The following is a 22,073-nucleotide window of genomic DNA, read 5'->3' on the forward strand; positions in this document are numbered from 1 at the left end:
GAGTGGCCTCACCTTACTCGAGGGCGCTCGGCCGAGCGAGGTGAGCATGACGGTCGCTGGGGATGCGCCGGACGACGCTTTCAAACGCTCATAATTCACATATCGAATTGGTCTCATCGGCGTGTCGTTGACACGTGTCGCTGTCCTCCGGCGTCCCGGAGTCGTAGCGTGTGTGAGCAAAGTTACGCGTGAGACGCCTGTTCAGGATGAGGGACACGTTGTGTGAGAACGTGACAGTGGTTCTCTGACCGGCGTCATCGAGGAGTAGATGATGGGAGCTTACTCGACAGCGTCCCGGCGTGGGTCATCCCACGCCGCGGGAGATGCGGTGTCGGCAACTGCGCAGCATCTGGCGTCGAACCAGCAGGCGCGCAGACTATCCACGATTCTGTCGCGGACGCTGGCCTGGCTGATCTTCATCGGCGGAATCGTCGGGGCGGTGCTCGGCATCGCGGGCCTGCACGTCGAAATCACCGTCGCCGGACTCATTCTCGCCTGCACCGCGGGGCTGGTCCTGCTCAAGCTCCGTGCGGGTGGTGGGGCAGTCGACTGAGAGAACCGGCCGGTCGCTCGGTCCCCCGACCTCGGGTCGTACGCGAAAAATTAGGGTGCGCAACACTTTAGGCCCTTACCGTGATCTGCATGAGGATCGAGATCACCACCGACGCCGCCGAGTTCCGCTCGCTCGCGGGGGCGTTTCTGCTTCGTGATCCATTGCGGCACACCGTGATCACCACGAGCATCGCCAATCACATTACGGGCATGGACGCCCCGGCCGAGGCGTCGCGATTCCTCTCGGTGCACGGCGAGGATGCCTCGGTGGTCGGCGCTGCCATGCGGGTGGCCGGTCGCGACGTGTATCTCGGTGAGCTACCGCCCGACAGCATCGCCGCGGTGGCCAGGGCGCTGGTCGAAGTGGTGCCCGACAGTGCGGGCGTGGAGGGCGTCGTCGCCGATGCGACCGCCTTCGCCCAGCATTGGTCGGCATTGGTGAGCAAGGGATTCCATCAGTCGTACGTCACCAGACTGCACCGGCTCGGTGCGCTGCGCATCCCCGACGTCGCCGGAGTACCGCGCCGAGCGGTCGAATCCGATGTAGCGCTGTGCGCGGAATGGATGGCCGCCATGACCGACGAATCCGCGGATCTACCGCCCGGATTGGGCGAGGCCGCGCTCCTGCGCCGCGTCCGAGCGGGCCGCTGGTGGCTGTGGGAGCGGGACGGCGAGCCGGTGAGCCTTGCCGCCCACCAGATTCCGATCCAAGGCTGGTCGCGGATCGGACCGGTCTACACCCCACCCGACGCGCGCGGGCACGGCTATGCCAGCGCCGTGACCGCGCACGTGGCGCAGCTGCTCCGCGCCGAAGGCTTGGACGTCTGCCTGTTCGCCGACACGGCCGACGCCACGGCCAACCGGATCTACCGCACGATCGGCTTCCACCCGACCCACGACTTCGCGCACTACGTCTTCGATTGAGATCTCGCCCGATCGACGCGCTGGGGCCGCGGTGAACCAGGCGAACACCGACGCGAGGCTCGGCGGGGCGGGCCAGCCGTTGACGACCGCGAGGGTGGAACGATGTCCTGGTCGGCGTAGAACCGGATCGCCTTGACGGTGCGACGGGTTCGCTCGGCTACTGGTCCGATGGTGAAGCGGGTGTCGTCCACGTCTCCACCTTCGTGTCTCCCCAAGGGATAGTAATTGCTCAGTTCAGTGGCGCCGAGGTCCACCAGTCCATGAACTCGGCGTCGGTGGCGATGAACCCGGTGCTGTACATCAGCATGGACGTTCGGCGCGGGTTGCCGGGAAATGCGGTGACCATCCGTGGGCGCAGGTTGCGGCTGCCGTGCAGGGTGTAGTTGGTGTAGGTGTGGCCGCTGTGGTTGGTGGCGGTCGCGCGGTCGTTGGCGGGCAAGGCGTCCAGCACCTTCTGCGCGTCGGCGGGGGAGCCGTAGAGGTAGAAGTCGAAGGCCGCCTTGTTCGGTCCGCCGAAGCAGCTCCACATCAGCACCCAGGCGCCGAGATCCGGGTCGTCATGGTCGGGAGAAGTCGCTTGGTCCGGTGTGTGGACGAAGCAGCCCGCCTTGTTGTATCCGGTGCCGGAGTGCACCAGGCGTTCAGCGGTGGTCTCGGGCAGCATATCCGGGAATGCGGCGCTCAGTTGCGCGGCGCGGGCGCCGACCGCGGCTCGATCCTTCGTGGCCGGGACGGTCGTGGTCGGACGCCGGGTGGTCGAGGGGGCGGTGTTCTGGGCGCGCACTGTGGTCGTTGCTGTAGTGGCGCCGGAGGATCCGGTGTCGTCGCCGAGCGCCGTCGAGATGATGAAAGCGGCCAGCCCGAGCACCAGCAGCAGGCCGAGCCACCCGCCAACCGAGGCGTGCCAGCGGGAACGTCGCGCCGGGCCGAGATAGGCACGTGCCTCGCGCCGCCCTGACGACGAATCGGGCTGGGACACCGGTTGATTCGGCGAATGCACCGGTTGATTCAGCTGGGGCAGCGGGTGATTCGGCGGGGGCGGCGGTTGCCATGACGACGCCGCGGGCGCGGTCAGTGCCTGCCATGCGGTGGCGGCGAATTCGGTACAGGAGTCGAAGCGATCGGCCGCGTGCTTGGCCATGGCTCTGGCCAGCACCGCATCCAGCGCCACCGGCAGACCCGGGCGCAGCCTGCTGACCGATGGCGGTGGTGCGCTGAGATGTCCCTGGATCACCGCGACCGGATTGGTGGCTTCGAACGGCACCGTGCCGGTCAGCAGCCGAAACAGCGTGCAGGCCAAGGAATACTGGTCGGCTCGGTGATCCAGCAGTGCCCCGGACAGTTGCTCCGGCGCCGCGTAAGCCAGGGTGGCGGTGAAGGAGCCGGTCTGGGTGAGCCGTCCGGTGTCGTCCCGGAATCGAGCGATGCCGAAGTCGGTGAGGTAGACGCGCTCCTGCCCGCCTTCGGCGCGCTCCAAGAGAATGTTCGCCGGTTTCACGTCGCGGTGCAGCACGCCGCGGCTGTGCGCGAAGTCCAGCGCCTTGGCCGTCTCCGCGATGATCTGCACCGCCCGGTGCGGCGGAAGGGTCCACGCGTCCACCGCCGCGGCATCGGTGCCTTCGATGTACTGCATCGAAATCCACAGCTGCTCGTCTTCCACGCCGCGATCGAACACCGTGACGATGTTCGGGTGGTCCAGCCGTGCGACGAGATCCGCTTCCCGCTGGAAGCGGGCGCGGATCTCCGTGTCGTGGAACAGCTCCGCGTTCAACAGCTTCATTGCGGTCAGCCGGGGCAGCCGCGGATGCCGCGCCAGGTACACCGATCCCATCCCGCCGCGGCCGAGCAGGCGTTCGATGGTGTACCCGGCGAAAACCTCACCGGTGCGCAGCATGCGTCAGTTCAGCGGAGCCGAGCGCCACCAGCGCAGCAGCTCGTCGATCGTGGTGAAGCTGAAGCCGTCGGTGTACATCAGGAACTGGGCGCGATCCGGGTCGCCGGTGAAAGTAGTGACCATCTTGGCGCCGTCGTCGTTGTACTTGTGGTTGGTGTAGGACTTTCCGGCGTTGGTGTCGGTGGACTTGGTGGCCTGCGAAGGCAGGCCCTTGAGCACCGTCTGCACTTCGGCGGGCGTCTTGTACGCGTAGATGCGGTAGTACGGATCGTCGTTGTTGCCGCCCTTGAAGCAGCGCCATTGCGCGGCCCAGTCGCCGAAGTCCGGCTCGCCCTTGGACGGGGACGGCGGCGAACTCGGTGAGGCCAGCCAGCACTCGGCGCCGTTGTAGCCGATCTCCTCGGTCTTGGAGGCGGGCACCATCCGCGGGAACTCCGCGCTGATCGCTTCCGGGGTGGCATCGACGACGTTCGGCTTGACAGGCGAAGTAGTAGTAGTCGGGCCGCTGCTGTTCGATCCCGAATCGGAGACCACGCCGATGATGCCGAGCGTCGCCACGATCAGCACCACGACGCCCACCGCGATGCCGATGATCAGCCCGGTGTTCTTCTTGCCCTGCGGTCCGGCCGGGGGGTGCATGTGCGCGCCGTGCGGCGGAGCGCCGAAGCCGGAGAACCCGGCTTGCTGGCCGTAGGGATTGGCGGCGGGGGGCTGCGGCGCCGGGCCGGTGTGCGGACTGCGGTTCACCAGCGTCGCGGGGGGCGGAGTCACCGGCGACGCCGTTGCGGCAAGCGAATTCGGTCCGCTGGTGTGCGGGCCGGGGCCGTTCATGTGGTAGCCGGGCCCGCTCACCTGGGGGCCGTGCGCCACCGGGTGCGGCGTGCCGGTCGTCGGGATCTGCGGCCCGGTCGTCGGGCGCGGACCCATGGTCGGCTGTGGCTGTGGACCGGTGACCGGACGGTGACCGCCGACCACCGGCATCGACGGCACGCTCGGGCCGGTCAGCGCCTGCTTGGCGGCCGCGGCGAGTTCCGCACAGCTGCCGTACCTGTCGTCGGGCCGCTTGGCCATCGCCTTGGCCAGCACGCCGTCCAGCCCGAAGGGCAGTCCGGGCCGGACGCTGCTCAACGCGGGCGGCGCACCCTGCAGATGCCCCTGGATGACCGCGGCGGGATTGGTCGCCGCGAACGGGCCCGTGCCGGTGAACAGCCAGAACAGCGAGCAAGCCAGCGAATACTGGTCGGAGCGGTGGTCGAGCGCGGCGCCGGTGAGCTGTTCGGGCGAGGCGTAGGCCAGGGTCGCGGTGAAGGTGCCGGTCTGGGTGAGATGACCGGTGTCGTCGCGCAGGCGCGCGATACCGAAGTCGGTGAGATACACCCGCTCACCGCGCCCGGCGCTGGAGCGGGCCAGCAGGATGTTGGCGGGTTTCACGTCGCGGTGCAGCACGCCGCTGCCGTGCGCGTAGTCCAGCGCGTCCGCGGTCTCCTTGATGATCTGGACCGCGCGTTCGGGTGGCAGCGATGTCGGTTCGACCGAGGCGGCGTCGATGCCATCGATGTACTGCATCGAAATCCACAGTTGCTCGTCCTCGAGCCCGCGGTCGTAAACCGTGACGATGTTCGGGTGATCGAGCTGCGCGACCAGATCCGCCTCCCGTTCGAACCGAGCCCGCACCTCCTTGTCGAAGAACATCTCCCGATTCAGCAGCTTCAGTGCGGTCATCCGCGGCAGCCGCGGATGTTTCGCCAGATAGACCGAACCCATGCCACCGCGGCCGAGTTGCCGCTCGATGACATAGCCGGCGAAAACGTCACCGCTGGCCAGCATGACTGCTCCACTTCCCGCCGCTCGCCGGGACCCACCGGCGAACAGGCGTACAGCATCAGAACGCGCGGTCCGAGATGGGCCGGACCACGGAAAACATCGAAACCATAGCAGTAGTCGCGTGGCCGCCGATCGCTCGGCGAGCGTGGCGACACGCGGGCGAACGGCGGCTTGGACGGGTGGGCGGTGGGCGCGGGTCCGGGGGTTGCTGGTGCGGCCGCACGGCCGACCCCGGGCGTATGGGCAGGTTCGGCAGCTCGATCATGCCGGGGTGGACGGGTCGCCGCGGCGGTGGGAAACTCCGGCGCGGTGGCGCGGGCTGCCGGGGCGGTTCCTGCGGCGTCGACGGACGCGGCGGCGCAGGTGCGGTGTGCTGTGTCGGCGGCGTGGGTTGCTGTGGTGCTGCCGGGGCGGTGTGCTGTGTCGGCGCGTTCCCGTCGGCGTGGATGCCCAACTGTGGTGCGGCGGTGTGCGGTGCGATCCGCTGCCCGGCGAGGGCATACCTGGCCGCGGCGGCGAACTCGGCGCAGCTGGCGAACCGATCCGCGGGCCGCTTGGCCATGGCGCGGGCCAGCACCGGATCCAGCGCGGGTGGCAGGCCGGGACGCACCCGGCTCAGCACCGGGATCGGTGCGTACAGATGGCTGTTCACCACCGCCGCCGGGTTGGCGCCCGGATATGGCGGCGCGCCGGTGAGCATCCAGAACAGGGTGCAGGCCAGTGAATATTGATCGGCCCGGTCGTCCAACGGCTGGCCGATCAGCTGTTCCGGCGCGCCGAAAGCGAGTGTCGCGGTGATCGAGCCGGACGAGCCGATCGTGGTGTCGGCGCCGCGCACGCCCGCGATGCCGAAATCGGTGAGCAGCACCCGCTCCGGCTGCCCGATCGGCGCCTTGGCCAGCAGGATGTTGGCCGGTTTCACGTCGCGATGCAGCACCTGGTTGGCGTGCGCGAAATCGAGTGCCGCGGCGGTGTCGGCGACGATCTGCACCGCGCGCCCAGGCGCGAGCACGTCGACGTCCGCGCAGGATGCGTCCGCGCCGGGCACGTATTGCATGGATATCCACAACTGCTGGTCCTCGGCGCCTCGATCGAACACCGTGACGATGTTCGGGTGGTCCAGCCGCGAGACCAGATCGGCCTCGCGTTCGAAGCGGCGGCGGATGTCGGCGTCGGCGTACAGTTCGCGCTTCAGCAGCTTCAGGGCGGTCAACCTCGGCAGCCGGGGATGCCGGGCCGAGTACACCGTGCCCATGCCGCCACGGCCGAGCACGCGTTGGATGACGTAGCCTGCGAAGACATCGCCGGTCTGCAACACCGTTACACCCCTTGGTCGAGTCGAACGCGCGGACACTAACCATGTATCTCGCCGGGCCGCCGGGATGCAACAGTCGGGGCGCGACCTTCGTCCGCTGTCGGTGCCGCCCGTTACGCTGACCGCATGCGCATAGGAGCACATGTCCGGCTCGACAGCGACCCGATCGGCTTCGGCGAGAAACTGGGGGCCGATGTCATCCAGATGTTCGTGGTCGATCCCCAGAGCTGGGACAAGCCCACCCCGCACCCGCGGACCGAGGAGATCCTCGCGAGCCCGATCGAGGTCGTGGTGCACTCCTCCTACCAGATCAACGTGGCGAGCCTGAACAACCGGCTGCGCATGCCCTCGCGCAACGCGGTGGCGCAACAAGCGAAGGCGGCCGCCGACATCGGTGCGTTCGGTTTGGTGGTGCACGGCGGGCACGTGCGCTCCGACGCCGAACTGGAGACCGGAATCGACAACTGGCGCAAGCTGTTCGAGCGCCAGCAGGACAAAGGCGGCTTCGCGGTGCCGATCCTGATCGAGAACACCGCGGGCGGCAATCACGCCATGGCCAGGCACTTCGATTCCATCGCCCGGCTGTGGGACGCGGTCGCCGACTACGGCGCGGGATTCTGCCTGGACACCTGCCACGCCTGGGCGGGCGGCGAGGAACTGGTCGGCGTCGTCGACCGGATCAAGGCGATCACCGGACGGATCGACCTGGTGCACCTGAACTCCTCGCGCGACGAGTTCAACTCCGGCGCCGACCGCCACGCCAACTTCGCCGACGGCACCATCGACCCCCAGCTGCTCGCGGAAGTGTGCAAAACGGCAGGCGCTCCGGTGATCCTGGAGACCCCTGCCGACGGCATCGCGGACGATCTGGCTTACCTGCGCGGTGTTTGATGGCGGTGTGTGGGCGCGACGTGCGCCCGGCGGGGGTGGGTCGGCTTCGTCCGTTACGTGGTTGTGTGGCGGTGATCGGCTGAGTTGTGTGGGCGGGACGTGTGCCCGGCGGGGGTGGGTGGGCTTCGGTCGTTTGTGATCAGCGCGACGAAAACCCTGGTCGGCGGGGTGGTTTCGGTGATCTGCTCGAGTGAGCAGCAACCGATATCGACAGCGAAGGTGATCTCATGACGGTCGCACCCGCCACCCCATCCACTGCCTCTGTGACCCGGCTCGGTGCCCGCATCGGCGCGCGGATCGACAACGTCCGGCTCGGTGGCGACCTGGATTCGGCCACCGTCGAGGTGGTCCAGCGCGCCCTGCTGGAGCACAAGGTCGTCTTCTTCCGCGGGCAGGATCACCTCACCGAGGACGGGCAGTACGAGTTCGCCCAACTGCTCGGCACGCCGACTACACCGCACCCGACCGTCACCTCGCACGGCGTGAAGAGCCTGGCCATCGATTCCGAGCACGGCCGCGCCAACAGCTGGCACACCGACGTCACCTTCGTCGACCGCATCCCGAAGGCGTCCATCCTGCGCGCGGTGCGCCTGCCCAGCTACGGTGGCGCCACCACCTGGGCTTCCACCGTCGCGGCCTACGACTCGTTGCCGGAACCGCTGAAGCGGCTCGCGGAGTCGCTGCGCGCGGTGCACACTAATGTCTACGACTACGCGGCACGCACCGGTGCGGCGCCGCGCCCGAACTCCGCCGCCTATCGTGCCGAGTTCGAGTCCACCTATTACGAGACCGAACACCCGGTGGTTCGGGTGCATCCGGAGACCGGCGAGCGTGCGTTGCTGCTCGGCCACTTCGTCAAGCACTTCGTCGGGCTGTCCAGCACCGAGTCGCACGCTCTGTTCCGGCTGTTCCAGGACCGGGTCACCCGCCTGGAGCACACCGCCCGCTGGAACTGGGCGCCCGGTGACGTCGCTATCTGGGACAACCGCGCCACCCAGCACTACGCCATCGACGACTACGACGACCAGCCACGCAAGCTGACCCGCATCACGCTGGCCGGCGACGTCCCGGTCGGCGTGGACGGTGTGGCGAGCACCGGCATCGCGGGCAATGCCGAGCACTACTCGATCATCGAGGACACGCGGCTGCTCGCCTCCTGAGCGGACCCCGCATGGTTGTGGCGGTGAATTCCCCACCGCGGCAGTTGAGGGGCCATGCGGTATCCGACGAAGGGGCAGGTAGATCCGGGCGCGGCACGCCGCTGCCGGGCGACGGCCACGCCCGGCAGCGGCGCGGTAGCCGGTCCGGTCGCATACTGCCGGGCTCGCCGGTGCCAGGCCGCGCCGAGCCGCGAGCAGCACGCCACACGGTCGCTGAACCGTGAGGTAGCGCCCAGGCCGTCGGTGGCATGGTCCACACTGGTGGCCATGAGTATTCGGCCGCTGGACGGGGTGCGCGTCCTGGAACTCGGCAACTACATCGCCGCGCCGACCGCCGGGCGCATCCTCGGCGACTTCGGCGCCGAGGTGATCAAGGTGGAACGCCCGAAGGTGGGCGACGAGCTGCGCAACTGGCGGCTCTACGGCGGCGACACCTCGATGCTCTACCGGACGATCAACCGCAACAAGAAGTCGATCACGCTGGATCTGCGCACCGAGGCGGGGCGCGGCATCGTGCTCGACCTGATCCGCCGCTGCGATGTGCTGTTGGAGAACTTCCGGCCCGGCATGCTGGAGAAGTGGGGCCTGGGCCCGGAGGTGCTGAACGAGGCGAATCCGGACCTGGTGATCACCAGGATCTCCGCATACGGGCAGACCGGGCCGATGTCGGCGCGGCCCGGCTTCGCCGCGGTGGCCGAGGCGGTCGGCGGTCTGCGTGAGCTGGTCGGCGACCCGGATCGTCCGCCGGTGCGCACCGGCGTCTCGATCGGTGATTCCATCGCCGGTATCTACGCCGCGTTCGGGACCGTGATGGCGCTGTTCCAGCGCGAACGCGGCGCCACACCGGTTCCCCTGCGGGAGCGCGTGATCGACGTGGCGCTCAACGAGGCGATCCTGTCGGTGATGGAGTCGCTGGTGCCGGACTACCTCGCCTACGGGATCCAGCGGGAGCGCGTGGGTGGCCGGATGGAGGGCATCGCGCCGAGCAACGCCTACCCGTGCGCCGACGGAACCAGCATCATCATCGGCGGCAACGGCGATGCCATCTTCCAGCGCTATATGAAGGTCATCGACCGCCCGGACTTGGCGGCCGACCCGGAACTCCAGGACAACGCGGGCCGCTGGCGCCACCGCGAGCGCCTCGACGCGGCCATCGGTGAGTGGACGATCCGCCACACCCGCGCCGAGGCGCTGAAAGTCCTGGAAGCCGCGGCCATTCCGTGCGGCCCGATCTACACGGCAGCCGACATCGTGGCCGACGAGCAGTACCGCGCACGCAACATGATCCAGCCGTTCGCCGTGGACGTCGGCGCCCCGGAACCGCAGACGGTCGGCTTTCCGGGCATCGTCCCGGTTATCGGCGAACAGTCCCTGCCCATCCATACCGTCGGCCCCGATCTTGGCGAGCACACGCATGAGGTGCTGTCCGGGTTGCTCGGCATGAGTGAGGCCGAGATCGATGCGTTGGAGGCGCGATGAGTGAGCGGACAATCGACGCAGCCGCCCTGGTGGTCGTGGCGGGGCCGAGTGTCAGCGAGGCGGGAGCATGAGCCCGCAGCCGAACGACCGCAGGCGTCCGCCGGGACGCGGCGCACGAGAATTCCGTGCGCCGGCCAGCAGCAGGCCCACGGTGCAGCCGAATCCGACCGGGGCGAGCGAAAAGCTTTGGGGTGGCGTGATGTGCGGCCGCCGCCAGGCGCGGGAGCAACGATGACCGCACCGCTGCTACGCGACGTCACGCTGCGCGACGGACTCCAGCTGACCGGCAAACCGCTGCCGGTGCAGCACAAGGTGGATCTCGTCCGCCGCCTGCTCGCGCTCGGGGTGCCCGCGCTCGAAATCGGCTCGATGGCCCGCCCGGACCTGGTCCCGCCGATGGCGAACACGATGGAGTTGGTCGCCGCGCTGACGCCCGAGGAACTGCGCCGCTGCTGGGTGTGGGTGGCCACGCCGCGGCACGTGGAGAAAGCCGCCGCGGCGGGGGTCCGCAACTTCCAGTACTGCTTCTCGGTGTCGGACGCGCACAATCGGGCGAACATCGGGCGCGACACCGAGGCCAGCATCGCCGCGATGCCGGACGCGGTGCGCCTGGCCCGCGAGGTGGACGGGTCGATCCAGCTGTGCCTGGCGACGTCGTTCACCTGCCCCTTCGACGGTCCGGTCGACCCGGAGCGGGTACTCGCCATCGCCCGCGATCCCCGCACCGAGGGCGCGGACGACATCGTCCTCGCCGACACACTCGGGCAGGCGCATCCGGGCCGGGTGGCCGCGCTCGTCACGGCGGTACGGGATCGAACACCCCAGCGGCGCATCGTCTTTCACGGCCACGACACCTGGGGGATGGGCGTGGCCAACACCCTCGCCGCCGTCACGGCGGGCGCGGACATGGTCGATGGTGCGCTCGGCGGACTCGGCGGGTGCCCCTTCGCGCCGGGCGCGAGTGGCAACACCGCCTCCGAGGACATCCTGTTCGCGACCAGACCACCGTGGTTCACTCCGGCCACGCTGGCCGCGCTGGTGGAGATGTCGGAGGAACTGCTCGCCGCACTCGGTGAACCCAATCGCTCCCGCGCCGTCGAGGGCGCCCGATCGGAAGCCTCTGCCTTCGAGTGGGTCGTCGACCGGGAGCGTGCCGGTCATCCCCGGGTGTAGGCGCGGAAAGACCTGGAGCCGTCGTCGATTCCCAAGGGCGAATGCGACCTGGTCCCCGAGGACGTCCGGGCCGGAGCGGGAGCGGACATCGCTCGGGTGCACCTGGCCCAGGTCAGAAGCTGATGCCCATCGGCTGGGCGCCCATTGGGCACACGACACTGATGACACGAACGCCGAGCGGCTCGATCAGCGCATTGACCGGCAGGGAGCTCCCAGTGGGGCACACCGCCGTCCCGTGTACCACCTGCGGTACGGAGGTCGAGTTCACGCACGTCATACCCGCGCAGAACACCCCGGTCGGAATCGCCGCCGAGGCCGGAGCAGCCGCGAGCACGACACCACAGACCGCACCCGCCACCACCGTCACGATGGATGCGACACGCTTCATTTCCTGTCCCTTCTCGACATGTTGGGCAACTTGCGAGCAAACAATGCGTCGGGGTCAACGTACCTGCGGCTATCCATTCAGCTCACCCGACTCGCCGCTGCGGTGTCCGCGGCACGAGTTCTGCGGCGGATCACGAATCAGCCGAGGTCGGCGAGCTTACGATGCAGCACGGCCCGCTCACGCCGGTTACGGCACAGCCGTAGGGCGAGTTCCAGTTCGGTGCGCGCCTCGTCGGTGCGTCCCAATCGGGTGAGCAGCTCCCCGCGAACCGTCGGCAGCAGGTGGGAGTTCGCCAGCGACTCGGTAGCCCGCAGGTCGTCCACGATCGGCAGCGCCGCGGCCGGTCCCTGTGCCATCGAAACCGCGACCGCCCGGTTGAGGTCGACCACCGGTGACGGCGCGAGCCGGCCGAGTGCCTCGTAGAGGAGCACGATGCGCTCCCAGTTCGTCGCATCGAACGATGCGGCGGCAGCATGGCATTCGGCGATCGCAGCCTGCAAGCCGTAGGCGCCCAGGCCCCGGCCGACCTGCTCCGCGCGGGTCAGCGCGGCTCGTCCCCGGCGGATGGCGGCGCGGTCCCAGCGGCGGCGGTCTTGGTGCTCGAGCAGCACCGGATGGCCATCGGGCCCAGTGCGCGCGGGAAAGCGTGCCGCAGTGAGCTCCAGCAGCGCCAGCAGTCCGTGGACCTCCGGTTCGTTCGGCATCAGCCGGGCCAGCACCCGTGCCAGACGCTGGGCTTCGCTCGCGAGGTCGAGCCGGATCAGAGCGTCACCGGAGCTGGCCGAGGACCCTTCGGTGAAGATCAGGTAGACCACGCTGAGCACCGAGCCGAGCCGCTCGCCCCGCTGCTGGGCCTGGGGCACCTCGAACGGCACCCGCGCCGCCGCCAGGGTCTTCTTCGCCCGAGTGATCCTGGCCTGCACGGTCGCGGTCGGGGCGAGGAACGCCGTGGCGATCTCGTCGCTGGTCAGACCGCCGACCACCCGCAGCGTCAGCGCCACCCGCGCCTCGCGCGGCAGCACGGGGTGGCAGGAGATGAACATCAACGCAAGCACGTCGTCGTCGATCTGGTCCGGATCCCACAGCACGTCTTCGGCGTCCCGCACCGGATCCGCAGGTGCCCTCCCCGCGACGGCACCGCCCTCGCCCATATTGTGGGCGAGGGCGGTGTACCTCTCGTCGAGGGCCGAGCGCCGGCGGAACGCGTCTATCGCGCGACGCCGTCCGACGGTGAGCAACCACCCAGCGGGGTTGCGGGGCACGCCCTCGCGGGGCCAGGTCACCAGTGCCTCGGCCAGCGCCTCCTGGGCGAGGTCCTCAGCCAGCGCGAAGTCGCCGGTGTACCGCGCGAGCGCACCGACGATCCGGGCCGAGTCGATCCGCCAGACGGCGGCGACGGCCTCACGGCCGGTGGGATCGGCCATGGCACGTCGATCCGCTCACAGCTGACCGGTGGCTTCGCGCCATGCCCGCTCCTTCTGGATCCACTCGTTGTCCTGCGGGAACTCGTCGATGGTGGTGACCCGGCGGATCTCGGTCTTGAAGCCGGGCCCGGTGATCGGCGCCCGCTTGGCCCACTCGATCGCCTCCTCCTTCGATGCCACGTTGAGGATGTAGAACCCGCCGAACAGCTCCTTTGTCTCGCCGTAGGGTCCGTCGGTGACCACGGGAGTCTCGGACGAGTAGTCGATGACCACGCCGTCGGCGGCGTCGTCGAGACCTTCCGCGGCGAGCAGCACGCCCGCCCGGATCATCTCGTCGTTGTACTTGCCTATGGTCTCGAGCATCTCGGTGAAGTCGGCATTCGCCATCCCCGCGAGGGCCTCGTCGGTCGCGCGCCAGATCAGCATGTACTTCATGGTCGGTCTCCTTGGATGATCCGGGTCCGTCTCTCGGACCCTCTCATCCTCAGGTCGAACGGGGAATACCGGAGATCGACACAACTGCCGAACCAATTTTCCGACCGCGTGAACTGCTCGCTACATCAGCCGTCGAGTGGGTCGCCGGACGGGATCAGACCTGGCGGAGCCCGAGTCACGTGAGCGTGTTCACCACATATGCCGCGGCCTCCGCGATAAGGGCCTCGTCGTATGCGGCATCCCGGTCGGCCTTGCTGGACATGATCGCGATGACCAGCGGTGCGGAACCCGGAGGCCACACGATGGCGATGTCGTTCACTGTGCCGTAGTCACCGGTCCCCGTCTTGTCGGCGACGGTCCAGCCCTGCGGGATCCCCGCCCGGATTCGTCGAGCGCCGGAGCGGGTAGCGTTGCGCTCCAACAGATCTCGGAGGAATGCGCGCTTCTCGTCCGGCAGCGTGTCGCCCAGTACGATCTTGTGATAGTCGGTGCCCAGCGCTCGGGGAGACGAGGTGTCTCGCGGGTCTCCCGGAGCGGCCTCGGTGATCAGCGGCTCGATCCGGTCCATCCGGGTCACCGTGTCGCCCAGGCTGCGGGCATACGCCGTCAGCTCGGCAGGCCCGCCGAGATCACGGAGCAGGAGATTGCCTGCCGTGCCGTCGCTGTAGCGGACCGCGGCGTCACACAGCTGACGGATCGTCATCCCCGTGGCCACGTGCCGCGGCGTGATGGATGCGTTCTTCGTGAGATCGGCTTCCGTGTAGGTGACGACGGTATCCAAGTGCGACAACGGATTACGTTGCAAGACCGCTGCGGCCGCCAATCCCTTGAACGTCGAACAGAACGCGAATAGTTCGTCCGCTCGGTAGGCCACGGTGACACCGGTGCCGGTGGCGAGGGCATACACCCCCAGGCGTGCGTCGAACTTCCGCTCCAACTCGGCCAGGCGGGTGTCGGAGTCGTTCGCCGCTGAGGGCGCGGGTGTCGCGGAGACCGGCCCACCGATCGGATCGGATGGGGGCGCAGACGTCGTGCCGCTCGCGCATCCGGCCAGCGGGAGAAGCAATGCCGCTCGGAGTAGGGTGCGGCGAGCGATGGTCGGCGATGAAGTCACGGTCTCGGTTTACCCGAGCGTCTCGACGACCGCACGGGCGGCGTTGGCGACAAGTGGGTTGTCGGCTTTGGCGTTCGGCTCGAATTTCGTGGTCAGGACAGCGATGACGAGCGGGGCGCGTCCGGGCGGCCACGCGATGGCGACATCGAGGGCTCCGCCGTAGGCGGGGCTGCCGGTCTTGTCGCCGACGGTCCAGCCCGCAGGCAGCGCGGCACGGATACGTTGGCCCCCGGTGGTATTGGCGATGAGCAACGACTTCAATCGCTCCCGTTCGGGTTCGGCCAGCACATCGCCGAGGACCAGGGCGCGGTAGTCGGCGGCGAGCGCCGCGGGTGTGGTGGTGTCGCGCTCGTCGCCAGGGATGGCGGTGTTCAGTTCGGTTTCCCAGCGGTCCAGGCGCGAGGTGTTGTCGCCGATCGAACGCAGGAACGCGGTGAAACCCTCCGGACCGCCGAGGAGTTTCAGCAGCTGGTTGCCCGCGGTGTTGTCCGACATGGTGATCGCGGCGTCGCACAGCTCGGCAACGGTCATGCCGGTGTCGACGCGCTTCTCGGTCACCGGCGAATACTCGACGAGATCGGTGCGGGGGTAATGGATCACCTGATCGAAGTAACCCGTCGACAGCGGATGGTCACGCAGTAGAGCGCCGCACGCGAGACCCTTGAATGTGGAAGCCATCGGGAACCTCTCACTGTCCCGATGAGCGATAGTGCGGCCGGAGGCGGTGTCGATCGCGTACACACCCAGCCGTGCCGCGTGGCTGGTCTCCATCTCGATGAACGACGGGGTCGCGGCAGCCGGTGTGGTTTTCGGGTTCGCCGACGCATCGCTGCCGGACCCGCACGCGGCGGTGACGGCGGTCAGCGCGGACATCGCCGCGGCGGCGAGAAGCCGGCGACGACCGAGCGGGACACGGTGAGCAAGTGCTGAGAAGGTCACCGCTGCACCACACCATCGACACGGCGGCAGGCGCCAATATCAGACCCCGGCGCGGACGAGTTGACTTCGATATCGCCGCAGGTTCGCCCGCGCGGTTCGGTTCCGGCGCAGACCGCGGCCGGGCAGCGAAACCGATCTCCCGAAACCCACTGGTTCAATGACCGCATGGACCTGATCCGCCACCTTCGCTTCTTCGTCTCCGTCGCGGACGAGGGGCACTTCGGCAGGGCGGCGGCCGCGCTCGACATGACCCAACCACCGCTGTCCCAGGGACTTCGGCGGCTCGAACGGCACCTTGGCGTCGACCTCATCCACCGCACCAGGCAGGGGGCCGTGCTCACCTCGGCCGGTCTCCAGCTGCTGCCCCGCGCTCGGCTGCTCGTCGACGACGCCGAGCGTCTGCTCGCCGAGTCGCACCGCATCGCGCACGCCCACGGCGCCGTGCACTGGGGCGCGACCGCGGCGCTGCCCGACCGGATGGTCACGGCCTGCGTGGGCGCACTGCGCACCGTGGTCGCCCCGGGCGCCGCGGTGTCCACCGCGGTGGGCACGACCGTCGATCTCATCGCCGACGTCCGCGCCGGCCTCTGCGACGTCGCGGTGATCGAGCATCCGGCCCTGGTCGACGGCGTCGAGGCGCGCCCGGTCGTCAAGGTGCCGCGGTGGCTCGTCGTGCCGTCGGATCACCGCAGCACCGGTGCCGAACGCCCCACCTTCCCCATGCTCGCCGGGCTGAGTTTCGCCCATCCGCCGCGCGCCACCAACCCGCCCGCCTTCGATGCCGTGCTGGACCTGCTGCGCGAGCGAGGCCTGGACGCGCCGACCGTGCCCGCGCCCGATGACCGCACCGTCTTCGCCGCGGTGGCCGCCGGAACGAGCTTCGGGCTCACGGCGACTCCTCCGTCCGCCACGCCGGGCGTGACCTGGCTGCGCATAGCGCCGCAGGCGGTCGCCCTGCGGGTGCGCGTCGTCCACCGTCCGGGAGCCGACACCCACGCCGATGCGGTGGACCGGGTGCTGTACCGGGAGCGCCTCTGATGGCGGATGCGTCGTGGAGCGACTCGTTGAGAGGTGGCGGTCGGGTGACGGGTGGGCGGGAAGCGTCGCGGAGCGACTCGTTGAGCGGCGGTCGGGCGACGGACGGGCATGCCGCCGAGGAGAGGATCCGCGCCGTCTTCGCCGATGCGGGATGTACCGGCTGGCTGCACGCCCGCCGCTGCGACGACTCCGGGGCCGAGATCTCCATCGGAGGTCGAGAGCGGGTGGTCGTCGCGTCGGTGTACAAACTGCCGCTGTTCGTCGCGTTCTGCCGCTACGTCGACGCCGGGCGCATCGATCCCACGTCCCGGCTCACAGTGACCCCGTCCGACTGCACGCCAGGCCCGACCGGCATCGCCGTCATGCGCGACCCGGTGACCATGAGCCTGCGCGACCTGGCGACCTCGATGATGACCGTCTCCGACAACGCGGCGGCCGATGTGCTGCTCGGCGCGACCGGTCTCGGTGCGGTCGAGGAACTGCTGGACCACCTCGGTCTCACCCAGACCCGAATCGTGGGCGGCACCGCCGACCTGCACCGCAGCCTGGTCCGCGACACCGACACCCACACCACCGCCGAGGCGTTCGCGATCCTGGCGGAGAACGACGACGCGTGGTCGGTATCGGCATACGACCCCTCCTACACGAGCGCGACGACACCGGAGGAAATGACCCGGTTCCTGCGCACACTATGGAGCGGCACGTTGCTGTCTCCCGAACAGACCGAGTTCGTCCGAACCGTCATGCGCTACCAGGTCTGGCCGCATCGCATCGCCGCCGCTTTCCCGCACCGCAGCGTGTCGGTCGCGGGGAAGACCGGAACCATCGGCGTGATCCGCAACGAGGTCGCGGTGGTGGAGTTCCCCGGCGAGTATCCCGTCGCCGTCGCGGTTTTCACCCGTGCGGCGCGCGCGGACCCGCAGCTGCCCGTCGTCGACGCCGCCATCGCCGAGACCGCCCGCATCGCCGTCACCGAGCTCCGCCGCCCCTTGCCGCAGGAGTGACGGCCCCACGACACCCGCAGACTCGGGGTCTTCCCTGATGGCATGTGGACAGGATCCCGGTAAGACTGGACGACATGACTTCGCAAGCCTTGGGCGACACCACCGACACCGCGGTCACGACCGATGTCGCGGCCCACGCTATCGAACTGACGAAGGTCTACGGATCGGGCGATACCCAGGTCAGGGCCTTGGACGGAGTGTCGACCGAGTTCGCGAAGGGAGAGTTCACCGCGATCATGGGCCCGTCCGGATCGGGGAAATCGACCCTGATGCACTGTCTGGCCGGGCTGGACAGCGCCAGTTCCGGCACCGTCCGTATCGGCGACACCGACCTCACCACCCTGTCCGACAAGCAGATGACGCGCCTGCGCCGAGACCGCATCGGGTTCGTCTTCCAGGCGTTCAACCTGGTGCCGACGCTCACGGCGCTGGAGAACATCACGCTGCCGCTGGACATCGCCGGGCGCAAACCCGACCAGGACTGGCTGGACACGGTGCTGAAGCGGCTCGGGCTCACCGATCGGCTCACCCACCGTCCCAGTGAGCTGTCCGGCGGGCAGCAGCAGCGGGTGGCCTGTGCGCGGGCGCTGGCGGGAAAACCGGAGATCGTCTTCGGCGACGAGCCGACCGGCAACCTGGACTCCCGCGCTTCAGAGGAGGTGCTGTCGATCCTGCGCGCCGCGGTGGACGAGTTCGGGCAGACGGTCGTCATCGTGACGCACGAGCCGCATGCGGCCGGATTCGCCGACCGGGTGGTGTTCCTGGCCGACGGTCGCATTGTGGACGAGATGCGCGATCCGACCGCCGACACCGTGCTGGACCGGATGAAAGCGTTGGAGCAGGCGTGACCGGGCGGTCGCGGGAGAACCAGGGGTGGGCGTGATGGCTGGAAGTCCGATGCGCAAAGTTGCGTTGCGCAATCTTGCCGCGCACAAGGTCCGGCTCGCTTTGACCCTGTTGTCGGTGGTGCTCGGCACCGCCTTCATCGCGGGCTCGTTCGTGTTCACCGACACGCTGCAGCACACCTTCGACGGGATCTTCGCCAACGAGGCCAAGGGCGTCGACGTCCGAGTGAGCCCGAAAGAGCGCCAGGCACAAGGCATTCCGAACAACGTGGTGGACGAGCTGGCGAAATACCCCGGCGTCCGCACGGTGGCCCCGAGCGTGAACGGGCCGGTGGTGCTGCTCGATCCGGCGGGCAAGAAAGCTGTGCAGACCGGCGGAGCGCCCACCTTCGGCAAGTCCTACCTGCCGCCGGCGAAGGCCGTCGCGGAGCCGGAGAAGTTCACTCAGGGCGTCCCACCCGCGCGCCCCGGCGAGATCGCGCTCAACACCGGCGGAGCCGAGCGGGCCGGGCTGAAGGTCGGTGACCGGACCAAGATCCTGATCCCGTCGCAGCCGGACCCGATCGACGTAACCCTCACCGGCATCTACGAACTCCCTGCGGACACCGGCGGTTTCATCGGTGTGCTGTTCGACGACACGCAGGCGCGCAAGCTGTTCACCGACGGCCTGCACGTCGCCTATGTGGATCTCGCGGCCGGCGGCATCCCCGGCGACGGCCTGCGCGACAATCTGGGCAGGGACCTGCCCGGCTACAAGGTGCAGAACGGTGATCAGGTCCGCACCGACCTGAAGAAGGAAGTCTCCAACGCGCTCAACTTCATCAACTACTTCCTGCTCGCGTTCGGTGCGATTGCGCTGATCGTCGGCACGTTCATCATCTACAACACCTTCTCGATGATCGTCGCGCAGCGCCTGCGCGAGCTGGCGCTGCTGCGCGCGGTCGGCGCGAGCCGTCAGCAGGTCGGCCGGTCGGTGGTGGCGGAGGCGTTCGTCATCGGGTTGATCGGCAGCGCGATCGGTCTCGCGGGCGGCGTCGGGCTGGCGTTCGGGCTGTCGGCGGTGTTGAACGCCTTCGACCTGGGGCTGCCGACCGGATCGATGGCGGTGCTGCCGCGCACCATCGTGGTCGGGTTGTTCGTCGGTCTCGCGGTGACGATGGTCAGCGCCTATGCGCCCGCACGTCGCGCGGCGCGGATTCCACCCGTGCAGGCCATGCGTGAGGAGTTCGCGTCCACCGGTGAGTCGCTGCGCGTGCGCACGGCCATCGGGGTGGTGCTCGCCGGGCTCGGCGTCGGGTTCGTCGTGCTGGGTGCGCAGCGCACCGGCGGCACGGCGGCCGCGACGGTCGGCGTCGGCGCGCTCGGCCTGATCTTCGCGGTGCTGCTCGCCGCGCCCGCGCTGTCGCGGCCGGTGGTGGCCGGGCTCGGGGTGCTGGTGCGGCCGTTCGGGTCGATCGGGCACATGGCGCGCAACAACGCCGCGCGCAACCCTCGGCGCACCGCCGCGACGGCGTTCGCGCTCACGCTCGGGCTGATGCTGGTCTCGGCGATCGGCATGCTGGGCGCGTCGGCCAAGGAGAGCGTCGGCGTGCTGATCGACAAGGGGGTGCGAGCCGACTACGCGCTCGCGGGTCCGCAGTTGCTCGGGGTGCCGTTCGGCGCGGCCGACGCGGCCCGCACGAAAGTGCCCGGGGTGGCCGAGGTGGTCGGACTCCGCGGCGCCGGTTTCAAGATCGGCGACGAGCAGGTGTTCGCCGCGTCGGCGGATGGGCCGCTGGACGGCGTGCTGAACTACGAAATCGTGCGCGGTAGTGGCACTCTCGGCGACCGCGACGTGCTCGTGTCGGACGAGGAGGCGGACAAACGGGGCTGGAAGGTCGGCGAACCGGTGAGCCTGACCAGTTTCGACGGCAAGAAGGTTTCGCTCACGGTGACCGGCGTGTACAAGAAGACTCCGCTGCTCGGTCCCATGGTGGTGTCGCAAGCCGTCTACGACGAGGTGGTTCCGCTCAACTTCCGGACCAACTTCCTGGTGCTGGTCAAGGCGAAGCCGGGTGCGAACATCACCGAGATGCGCGCCGACCTGGAGAAGGCGACCGAGCAATTCGTTGTGGTGCAGGTGCAGGACCGGGAGGAGTTCAAGGGTGCGCAGGGCAGGCAGATCAACACGCTGCTGGCCATCCTCTACGGTCTGCTCGCGTTGGCGGTGGTGATCGCGATCCTGGGCATCGTGAACACCCTCGCGCTGTCGGTGGTGGAGCGGCGCAGGGAGATCGGCATGCTGCGCGCGGTCGGCATGCAGCGCATGCAGGTGCGCAGGACGATCTATCTCGAGTCGATGTTGATCGCGGTATTCGGCGCGATCGTCGGCATGGTGCTCGGCCTCGGCCTCGGCGTCGGCTTCCTGCGAACCCTGCGCGATTTCGGCTTGGACCAGATCGCCATCCCGTGGACGCAACTGGTGCTCGTCCTGATCAGCTCGGCGGTCGTCGGTGTGCTGGCCGCACTATGGCCCGCGGTCCGCGCCGCACGCACGCCGCCCCTCGCGGCTATCGCCGACCTCTGAGAACCCGTGCGGCGCACCATGATTGTGCGCCGCACGGACTGGGGATGCGGCTGATCGCGCTCGATACAGGCGAATGGCGGCCACCGAAGCGGCGGTGATCCGGCCGCTTGTGGCGAACCTCTACGGGCCTGGGCTTCCTCGTCGCGCCGCGGTTCATTGCGGACGGGCCGAGTACGCCGTTCGGTCTGAAGCGTCACTCCTGGATGACGGACAACACGTTCCCCGCGGGGTCGGTGAACCAGGCGATCAGGGGACCGCCTCCGCGGTGGATGCCTTTCTCGTCCTGTTCGGCGAATTCGTACCGTTCGAAGCGGACGTTGCGGCTGGTGAGCTCGTCGACGGCCGCCTCGATGTCCGGGACCGGAAAGTTCAAGATCGTGAATGTCGCGGGCGTGTGGTCCGATTTCGGATACACCAGGACTGTGGCCCCGCCGCCGAGGTGCAGGTTGAGCATCCCGTTCTCCTCGGAAACCCGTATTCCCAGCGTCTCGGCGTAGAACGTCTTGGCCGCATCGACGTCGTCCACCGAGAACCCACTGAACGCTCTGCTGTCGGCAAGCATCACTAGCTCCTCTCGGCCATCGCAGCCCGATGCTTCGGGCTCAGCTGAATGAACTGAACGTAGTTTCCATCCGGGTCGATCGCCGTGGCGAACAGACTGCCGTCGCGGTCGTCCAGCTCGGCAACCCAGCGCCCTCCGAGATCATCGATGCGACCCGCTACCGCCCGCGCATCGTCCACGTCGACGTTCAGGATCACCCGACCCGGCTCGGGGTTGGTGCCCCCGACGTCGTCGCGGCTGTCGATCAGTACGTAGAAGCCGCCGAAGTCGAGGACATCGTAGCCGGGCTCGCCGGGCGTGCGGTCGACCTTCAGCGCGAATGCCGAGGCATACCAGTCCCGCAGCCGGGCCGGGTCGGTGCTGGACAACAACAGGCTGCCGATGGTGGGTGTAGTCATACCGGTAAGGACGACACGAAGCCGCCGAACTCATCGGTTCGGCGGATATCGCGCCGAGGCCGTGCGACTGAAACAGCCGAGCAAGGCCCCAGCAACCGACGGCTCACCATCCACTCGTCGGCAGAACAGGACGTGTGTGATGAGCCGA

General features: G+C 68.7%; 20 protein-coding genes. 10 read left to right on the forward strand and 10 right to left on the reverse strand.

From position 1 onward, the window contains the following. Positions 1–328: 328 nt before the first annotated feature. Both OHA40_RS21965 and OHA40_RS21970 read left to right on the forward strand, forming a co-directional pair. The gene (locus OHA40_RS21965) at positions 329–553 is read left to right on the forward strand and encodes a hypothetical protein (protein ID WP_330228770.1); all 225 of its coding nucleotides are present in this window, start codon (positions 329–331) and stop codon (positions 551–553) included. 89 nt (positions 554–642) lie between these two features. Further along, positions 643–1,476, forward strand: coding sequence for a GNAT family N-acetyltransferase (locus tag OHA40_RS21970; RefSeq protein WP_330228771.1), 834 nt, complete (start codon positions 643–645; stop codon positions 1,474–1,476). A gap of 229 nt (positions 1,477–1,705) precedes the next feature. On the opposite strand, the gene OHA40_RS21975 is transcribed toward OHA40_RS21970, so the two are convergent. Genes OHA40_RS21975 through OHA40_RS21985 form a run of 3 tightly spaced genes read right to left on the reverse strand, consistent with a single transcriptional unit; the run spans position 1,706 to position 6,512 of the window. Next, entirely contained in the window at positions 1,706–3,370 is a 1,665-nt protein-coding gene (locus tag OHA40_RS21975; protein ID WP_330228772.1) for a serine/threonine-protein kinase, read from the reverse strand. A 3-nt stretch (positions 3,371–3,373) separates the two neighbouring features. Continuing rightward, the gene (locus OHA40_RS21980) at positions 3,374–5,197 is read right to left on the reverse strand and encodes a serine/threonine-protein kinase (protein ID WP_330228773.1); all 1,824 of its coding nucleotides are present in this window, start codon (positions 5,195–5,197) and stop codon (positions 3,374–3,376) included. Positions 5,198–5,252: 55 nt separating this feature from the next. Further along, positions 5,253–6,512 (reverse strand): serine/threonine-protein kinase, encoded by a 1,260-nt coding sequence (locus OHA40_RS21985; RefSeq protein WP_330228774.1) that lies wholly within the window; start codon positions 6,510–6,512, stop codon positions 5,253–5,255. 123 nt (positions 6,513–6,635) lie between these two features. Here OHA40_RS21985 and OHA40_RS21990 point away from each other — a divergent pair, with 123 nt between their 5' ends. From OHA40_RS21990 to OHA40_RS22005, 4 genes are all read left to right on the forward strand, one after another. Then, on the forward strand, positions 6,636–7,400 hold the full coding sequence (locus tag OHA40_RS21990) for a deoxyribonuclease IV (protein WP_330228775.1): 765 nt from the start codon (positions 6,636–6,638) through the stop codon (positions 7,398–7,400). Between the two features lie 227 nt (positions 7,401–7,627). Continuing rightward, entirely contained in the window at positions 7,628–8,560 is a 933-nt protein-coding gene (locus OHA40_RS21995) for a TauD/TfdA dioxygenase family protein (protein WP_330228776.1), read from the forward strand. 267 nt (positions 8,561–8,827) lie between these two features. Further along, positions 8,828–10,039 carry a CaiB/BaiF CoA transferase family protein gene (locus OHA40_RS22000; protein ID WP_330228777.1) on the forward strand — a complete coding sequence of 404 codons (1,212 nt, stop codon included), beginning with the start codon at positions 8,828–8,830 and terminating at the stop codon, positions 10,037–10,039. Between the two features lie 231 nt (positions 10,040–10,270). Then, entirely contained in the window at positions 10,271–11,212 is a 942-nt protein-coding gene (locus OHA40_RS22005; protein ID WP_330228778.1) for a hydroxymethylglutaryl-CoA lyase, read from the forward strand. 112 nt (positions 11,213–11,324) lie between these two features. Here the strand turns inward: OHA40_RS22005 and OHA40_RS22010 are convergent, their stop codons facing one another. The 5 genes from OHA40_RS22010 to bla (OHA40_RS22030) form a co-directional block, all read right to left on the reverse strand. Continuing rightward, complete coding sequence (locus OHA40_RS22010) at positions 11,325–11,600, reverse strand: hypothetical protein (RefSeq protein WP_330228779.1); 276 nt, start codon at positions 11,598–11,600, stop codon at positions 11,325–11,327. Positions 11,601–11,737: 137 nt separating this feature from the next. Next, entirely contained in the window at positions 11,738–13,024 is a 1,287-nt protein-coding gene (locus OHA40_RS22015) for an RNA polymerase sigma factor (protein WP_330228780.1), read from the reverse strand. 15 nt (positions 13,025–13,039) lie between these two features. Then, positions 13,040–13,459, reverse strand: coding sequence for a YciI family protein (locus tag OHA40_RS22020; protein ID WP_330228781.1), 420 nt, complete (start codon positions 13,457–13,459; stop codon positions 13,040–13,042). Positions 13,460–13,634: 175 nt separating this feature from the next. Next, positions 13,635–14,573 (reverse strand): class A beta-lactamase, encoded by a 939-nt coding sequence (bla, locus tag OHA40_RS22025; RefSeq protein WP_442943785.1) that lies wholly within the window; start codon positions 14,571–14,573, stop codon positions 13,635–13,637. A gap of 9 nt (positions 14,574–14,582) precedes the next feature. Further along, on the reverse strand, positions 14,583–15,446 hold the full coding sequence (bla, locus tag OHA40_RS22030; RefSeq protein WP_442944070.1) for a class A beta-lactamase: 864 nt from the start codon (positions 15,444–15,446) through the stop codon (positions 14,583–14,585). Positions 15,447–15,677: 231 nt separating this feature from the next. Between bla (OHA40_RS22030) and OHA40_RS22035 the strand changes: the two genes are divergently transcribed. From OHA40_RS22035 to OHA40_RS22050, 4 genes are all read left to right on the forward strand, one after another. Then, positions 15,678–16,550 (forward strand): LysR family transcriptional regulator, encoded by an 873-nt coding sequence (locus tag OHA40_RS22035; protein ID WP_330228783.1) that lies wholly within the window; start codon positions 15,678–15,680, stop codon positions 16,548–16,550. Between the two features lie 80 nt (positions 16,551–16,630). Beyond that, positions 16,631–17,554, forward strand: coding sequence for a serine hydrolase (locus tag OHA40_RS22040; RefSeq protein WP_330228784.1), 924 nt, complete (start codon positions 16,631–16,633; stop codon positions 17,552–17,554). Positions 17,555–17,628: 74 nt separating this feature from the next. Beyond that, positions 17,629–18,402, forward strand: a complete 774-nt coding sequence (locus OHA40_RS22045) for an ABC transporter ATP-binding protein (RefSeq protein ID WP_330228785.1) — start codon at positions 17,629–17,631, stop codon at positions 18,400–18,402. A gap of 34 nt (positions 18,403–18,436) precedes the next feature. Further along, positions 18,437–20,965: an ABC transporter permease gene (locus OHA40_RS22050; protein WP_330228786.1), complete on the forward strand. Its 2,529-nt coding sequence runs from the start codon at positions 18,437–18,439 to the stop codon at positions 20,963–20,965. Between the two features lie 193 nt (positions 20,966–21,158). Here OHA40_RS22050 and OHA40_RS22055 read toward each other — a convergent pair whose 3' ends face one another. Both OHA40_RS22055 and OHA40_RS22060 read right to left on the reverse strand, forming a co-directional pair. Beyond that, positions 21,159–21,527 (reverse strand): VOC family protein, encoded by a 369-nt coding sequence (locus OHA40_RS22055; protein WP_330228787.1) that lies wholly within the window; start codon positions 21,525–21,527, stop codon positions 21,159–21,161. A gap of 2 nt (positions 21,528–21,529) precedes the next feature. Further along, complete coding sequence (locus OHA40_RS22060) at positions 21,530–21,925, reverse strand: VOC family protein (RefSeq protein WP_330228788.1); 396 nt, start codon at positions 21,923–21,925, stop codon at positions 21,530–21,532. Between the last annotated feature and the right edge of the window lie 148 nt (positions 21,926–22,073).

It is taken from the genome of Nocardia sp. NBC_00508, assembly GCF_036346875.1.
GTDB lineage: Bacteria > Actinomycetota > Actinomycetes > Mycobacteriales > Mycobacteriaceae > Nocardia.

What these genes read in the sequence shown, in the direction of transcription:
- OHA40_RS21970 (WP_330228771.1), top strand. Translation starts at nt 643, where the DNA reads ATGAGGATCGAGATCACCACCGACGCCGCCGAGTTCCGCTCGCTCGCG.
- OHA40_RS21975 (WP_330228772.1), bottom strand. Translation starts at nt 3,370, where the DNA reads ATGCTGCGCACCGGTGAGGTTTTCGCCGGGTACACCATCGAACGCCTG.
- OHA40_RS21980 (WP_330228773.1), bottom strand. Translation starts at nt 5,197, where the DNA reads ATGCTGGCCAGCGGTGACGTTTTCGCCGGCTATGTCATCGAGCGGCAA.
- OHA40_RS21990 (WP_330228775.1), top strand. Translation starts at nt 6,636, where the DNA reads ATGCGCATAGGAGCACATGTCCGGCTCGACAGCGACCCGATCGGCTTC.
- OHA40_RS21995 (WP_330228776.1), top strand. Translation starts at nt 7,628, where the DNA reads ATGACGGTCGCACCCGCCACCCCATCCACTGCCTCTGTGACCCGGCTC.
- OHA40_RS22000 (WP_330228777.1), top strand. Translation starts at nt 8,828, where the DNA reads ATGAGTATTCGGCCGCTGGACGGGGTGCGCGTCCTGGAACTCGGCAAC.
- OHA40_RS22005 (WP_330228778.1), top strand. Translation starts at nt 10,271, where the DNA reads ATGACCGCACCGCTGCTACGCGACGTCACGCTGCGCGACGGACTCCAG.
- OHA40_RS22010 (WP_330228779.1), bottom strand. Translation starts at nt 11,600, where the DNA reads ATGAAGCGTGTCGCATCCATCGTGACGGTGGTGGCGGGTGCGGTCTGT.
- OHA40_RS22015 (WP_330228780.1), bottom strand. Translation starts at nt 13,024, where the DNA reads ATGGCCGATCCCACCGGCCGTGAGGCCGTCGCCGCCGTCTGGCGGATC.
- OHA40_RS22020 (WP_330228781.1), bottom strand. Translation starts at nt 13,459, where the DNA reads ATGAAGTACATGCTGATCTGGCGCGCGACCGACGAGGCCCTCGCGGGG.
- bla (WP_442944070.1), bottom strand. Translation starts at nt 15,446, where the DNA reads ATGTCCGCGCTGACCGCCGTCACCGCCGCGTGCGGGTCCGGCAGCGAT.
- OHA40_RS22035 (WP_330228783.1), top strand. Translation starts at nt 15,678, where the DNA reads ATGGACCTGATCCGCCACCTTCGCTTCTTCGTCTCCGTCGCGGACGAG.
- OHA40_RS22045 (WP_330228785.1), top strand. Translation starts at nt 17,629, where the DNA reads ATGACTTCGCAAGCCTTGGGCGACACCACCGACACCGCGGTCACGACC.
- OHA40_RS22050 (WP_330228786.1), top strand. Translation starts at nt 18,437, where the DNA reads ATGGCTGGAAGTCCGATGCGCAAAGTTGCGTTGCGCAATCTTGCCGCG.
- OHA40_RS22055 (WP_330228787.1), bottom strand. Translation starts at nt 21,527, where the DNA reads ATGCTTGCCGACAGCAGAGCGTTCAGTGGGTTCTCGGTGGACGACGTC.
- OHA40_RS22060 (WP_330228788.1), bottom strand. Translation starts at nt 21,925, where the DNA reads ATGACTACACCCACCATCGGCAGCCTGTTGTTGTCCAGCACCGACCCG.